Annotated in this window: 4 protein-coding genes; 3 read left to right on the top strand and 1 reads right to left on the bottom strand. The window is 73.9% G+C overall.

The window, feature by feature from the left end:
- The coding region (locus AOK16_RS14540; protein WP_055472681.1) for a hypothetical protein at positions 1-194 on the top strand (194 nt) is incomplete at its 5' end.
- Between the two features lie 84 nt (positions 195-278).
- Positions 279-842 carry a hypothetical protein gene (locus AOK16_RS14535; RefSeq protein ID WP_055472680.1) on the top strand — a complete coding sequence of 188 codons (564 nt, stop codon included), beginning with the start codon at positions 279-281 and terminating at the stop codon, positions 840-842.
- On the opposite strand, the gene AOK16_RS29395 is transcribed toward AOK16_RS14535, so the two are convergent.
- Positions 829-1,329 carry a pentapeptide repeat-containing protein gene (locus AOK16_RS29395; protein WP_478072090.1) on the bottom strand — a complete coding sequence of 167 codons (501 nt, stop codon included), beginning with the start codon at positions 1,327-1,329 and terminating at the stop codon, positions 829-831. The two genes, AOK16_RS14535 and AOK16_RS29395, sit on opposite strands and share 14 nt — an antisense overlap.
- Before the next feature lie 138 nt (positions 1,330-1,467).
- On the opposite strand from AOK16_RS29395, the gene AOK16_RS28315 reads away from it, so the two are divergent.
- Positions 1,468-3,759, top strand: coding sequence for an immunoglobulin I-set domain protein (locus AOK16_RS28315; RefSeq protein WP_478072088.1), 2,292 nt, complete (start codon positions 1,468-1,470; stop codon positions 3,757-3,759).
- Positions 3,760-4,111 lie beyond the last annotated feature (352 nt).

The following is a 4,111-nucleotide window of genomic DNA, read 5'->3' as shown; positions in this document are numbered from 1 at the left end:
CGGGCGAGATCGTGCTGGTCGCGATCGACGACGACACCCGCTACGAGGCGGTGGCCGACCGCGAAGGCCGGATCACGCGGCGGTTCCCGGTCTACGACACAGCCGCGCCCGGCGCGCACACCGTCGATCTGACCGTGGCCAAAGGCGGGCGGAGCGCCCGCGCCACGTTCTCGGTCCAGGCCCCCGGATCCTGAACCGAGCCCTGAACTCCCTTGCCACGCAAGGGCTATGTACGGGCATCACCGCCCGATTCCCACACCCGAAAGGTACTCACCTCGATGACTCCTGCCCTCTTCCCCCGCACCACGTCCGGCAGACACGTCCACGCCCTCGCCACGGCCGGCATAGCCACCGCCGCCGCGGCCGCGCTGACCCTCGGGCTCGCCACCTCCGCCTCCGCCGCCACCGCGACCCGTACGGTCACCGACGGCGGCTCCACCTACAACCTGTCCCTCACCGGCCCCGACACGGCCACCGCCACCGGCCAGAACGTCACGGTCACCGGCTCCGGCTACAACACCGCGCAGGGCGTCTACGTCGGCGTGTGCGTCGTGGACGGCGCTCCGGGCGTCAACAAGCCCACCCCCTGCCTGGGCGGCCAGGACGAGTCCGGCACCACCGGTGCCTCCTTCTGGGTGTCGAACGCCGGTGGCGGCACCCTGCCCAACAGCTCCGCCTATGGCACGGGCGGCACCTTCACCGCCCAGATCTTCGTCAAGGCCGATCTTGGCGGCGGCAACGTCTGCGGCGAGACCGTCGAGTGCGCGATCGTCACCCGCGCCGACCACATGGACACCAACGACCGCAAGTACGACGTGCACATCCCCATCACCTTCCAGTAATCGCGCAGGTCACCTTCCAGTAAGCCCACAGGCGCGGGCCCGGTCTCACGGCCGGGCCCGCGCCCCGGCCGCCGCGCGCCCCCGGCGCCGCCCCGATCCGGCCAGCGCCCCGATCTGGCCGCCGCCCGATCCGCCGTCCCACCACCTCGGACCACCTCACCCACGAGGAACCATGACACCCACTCCAACGCCCGCCGCACGTCCCGGAGTTCCCGCCACGCGCCACCGGATCGCCGCGGTCTGCGCGGCCGCCCTCACCTCCGTACTCGCCTCCGCCCTCCTGCTGGCCCCGGCCGGTCTCGGCGCCGCCTCGGCGAGGGCGGACGAGCAGGCGACGGCCGGCCCGACGAAGGCAGGCTCGACTAAAGCGGACTCGGCGAAGACGGGCTCGGCGAAAGCGGGCTCGGCGAAGACGGCCGCGGCGAAAGCGGCCGACTCGCCCAGGACCGCCACCGGCAAGAACGGCCAGAAGCTGACCGTCTCCCACTCCGCCGGCCTCGACCCCGCGGGCCAGAAGCTCCGCGTCACCGGCGAGGGCTACGACACGGCCAAGGGCATCTACGTCGCCTTCTGCAAGGACAACGGCGACAACCGCGTCCCCTCCCCCTGCCTCGGGGGCGCCGACATGACCGGCGGTTCGCACTCCTCGCGGTGGATCGTGCCCGAAGGCGACCCGTACGAAGGTGAGTTGGCCACCGCGTACGGGCCCGGCGGCACGTTCGACATCGAGATCGAGGTGACTGCCCAGGGCGACGGGCTGGACTGCGCGAAGGTGACCTGCGCGGTCGTCACCCGCGTCGACCACCGGGCGAGCGGCGACCGCTCCCAGGACGTGCGCATCCCCGTGGCCTTCGAAGGCCAGGACCCGCAGGACCCGGGCGGCGACGGTGTCGACGTACCGGCGGGCACGGTGACGTACCGCCCAGCGGGCGAGTTCACCAGCGCGGGCAAACCGCTGGACCTGCTGGTCCACCCCGACTCCGAAAAGCTCTACGTCGGTTCCGACAACCTCGCCGACACCGCCGACACCGACGAGCGCGGGCTGTACGTACTGGACCCGGGCGACGGGAAGGTCAGGAGCCACATCGCCCAGGCCCCGGGCTCCACCGGCACGTTGCGCCCCTCGGCCGCGGCGCGCATCGCGGCCCCGCTGCCCGGTGACGGCGTCGCGTACCACTACCCGCTGCGCGGCATCGGCACCGCCAAGGACGGCGACCAGGCCACGCGGGGCGTCTGGCTGGCCGGTTCCACCGTCACCGATGTGGGCCCGGGGTTCTCCGGCTCCACGCTCCTGGTGGCGCAGGGCGCCCGGCTGTCCGAGGTCGAGACCGCGACCGGGGCCGTCCGGCGCGAGATCACCCTCGAAGGCGCGGGGCAGTTCGCGGCCGATCCGCGGCGCGGGACGGTGTGGTGGGCGGACTTCACGGCCGGGCGGCTGCACCAGATCGACGGCGCGTCCGCCGGGGCCTTCCACGTGGCCGCATCCGCCGAACTGCCGGCGTCCGACGGCCTTCCCGGGTTCGTCGAGGTCGATCCGGCGAGCGGGGACGTGTGGGTCGGCCGGGGGAACGCGGTCACCGTGTTCGGCACGGACGGGAAGCCGAAGAAGACCATCACCGGGGGCGCGGACCTGGCCAAGGACGCGGCGTTCGACCCGGCGTCCGGCGGGCGGGCCTTCGTCGTCTGGCAGGACACCGGCGACCTGTCGATCCCGGGCAGCGACAACGACGGCGCCCTGACCGTCCACGACACCGCCACCTTCGAGGAGGCGACGGACCCGGTGCCGCTGCCGGGCAACCGTGCGCAGAGCGGCTCGGCGAGCGTCGCCGTCGCGCCCGGCGGCGCGACGGTGTTCGTGGCCTCCCCGGCCGAGGGCAAGGTCGTCCGGCTGGTCCGCCGGATGTCGCCGAAGGTCACCCGGGCGCCGTCGGACCTCTCGGTCCGCCCCGGCGACCGCGTGACGCTGACCGCGCTGGCCGAGGGCGCCCCCGAGCCGACCGTGCGGTGGCAGGTGAGTCCGGACGGGGGCCAGACCTGGCAGACCGTCGGCGGCGCGACCGGAACCACGTACGCCTTCGACGCCCGGGCGGAGCAGGACGGTTACCAGTACCGGGCGGAGTTCCGGAACGACGCCGGGACGACGCGTACGAGCCCGGTCACGCTGACCGTCACAGCGGAGGATCCTGGCGGACCGGGCGGCTCGGGCGGTTCCGATTCGGGCTCGGAGCCCTCCGGCACCAGGACCGTCACCGGCCCCGACGGCCAGAAGCTGACCGTCACCCCGGTCAACGGCCTCGCGGTCGAGGACCAGAAGCTGACGGTCACCGGCTCCGGCTACGACGAGAAGAAGGGCATCTACGTCGCCCTGTGCGTCGACAACGGGCCCGGCGAACTCCCCACCCCCTGCATCGGTGGCGTCGACATGACCGGCGGCGCCCACACCTCGGCGTGGATCTCCTCCAACCCGCCGGACTACGGCGAGGAGTTGGCGATCCCGTACGGCGCGGGCGGGTCCTTCGAGGTGGAGCTGACGGTGGACGCGAAGGACGAGTTCACCGACTGCTTCAAGGTGAAGTGCGTGGTCGCGACCCGCGCGGACCACACGCTGTCCGCCGACCGCTCCCAGGACGTGAAGGTCCCGGTCAGCTTCACCGGCCAGCCGCCGGTGGCCTCCGATGGCGATACGGGTGGCGGTACGGCCGGCTCCGACTCCGGCGGGTCGACCGGGGGACCGGGCTCCGGCCCCGGCGGCGCGGGCGGCGCCTCGGGCGGAAGCGACGGCTCCAGCGGCACCGGCAGCTCCGGGGACGGAAGCCTGGCCGCGACCGGCGTGACGGTACTGACCACCGCCGCGGCAGCGGCAGCCCTCCTCGCGGCGGGCTGGCTGGCGTTCCGGCGGGGGCGGTCGACGAAGTGACCCCCTCATCGACCCCGCGCACGGGGCCAGCGGAGAACGCGGAAGCCCCGCCTGCCGACAGCAAGGGCCCGACGTCGGGCGTTCCGTCAGCCGCGGACAACCCGGCCGATGCCCCAGCAGCAGGCCGTCTCGCAGAGAGCACCCCACCGACCGACGCCCCGGTGGCAGGCGGCGCAGCAGCAGGCGACCTCGCGACGAGCACCCCAGCGGCGCGCACCCCATCGGCTGGCACCCTGGCGGGGAGCACCCCAGTGAGGGCCAAAGCCCCGGCGCCGGGCGGCGCGTCGGCCGAAAACCCGGCGGCAGGCCGTCCTGCAGCGGGTAGCCCGGTGGTGGGCGGCGCCGCCCACAA

Origin of the sequence: Streptomyces pathocidini, assembly GCF_001418495.1 — a bacterium.
Lineage (GTDB): Bacteria > Actinomycetota > Actinomycetes > Streptomycetales > Streptomycetaceae > Streptomyces > Streptomyces pathocidini.
The sequence above is the reverse complement of the archived record's forward strand: the minus strand, read 5'-3'. Positions and strand labels throughout refer to the sequence as shown.

Coding starts and splice junctions, on each gene's coding strand:
- AOK16_RS14535 (WP_055472680.1), top strand. CDS start 279: ATGACTCCTGCCCTCTTCCCCCGCACCACGTCCGGCAGACACGTCCAC.
- AOK16_RS28315 (WP_478072088.1), top strand. CDS start 1,468: ATGACCGGCGGTTCGCACTCCTCGCGGTGGATCGTGCCCGAAGGCGAC.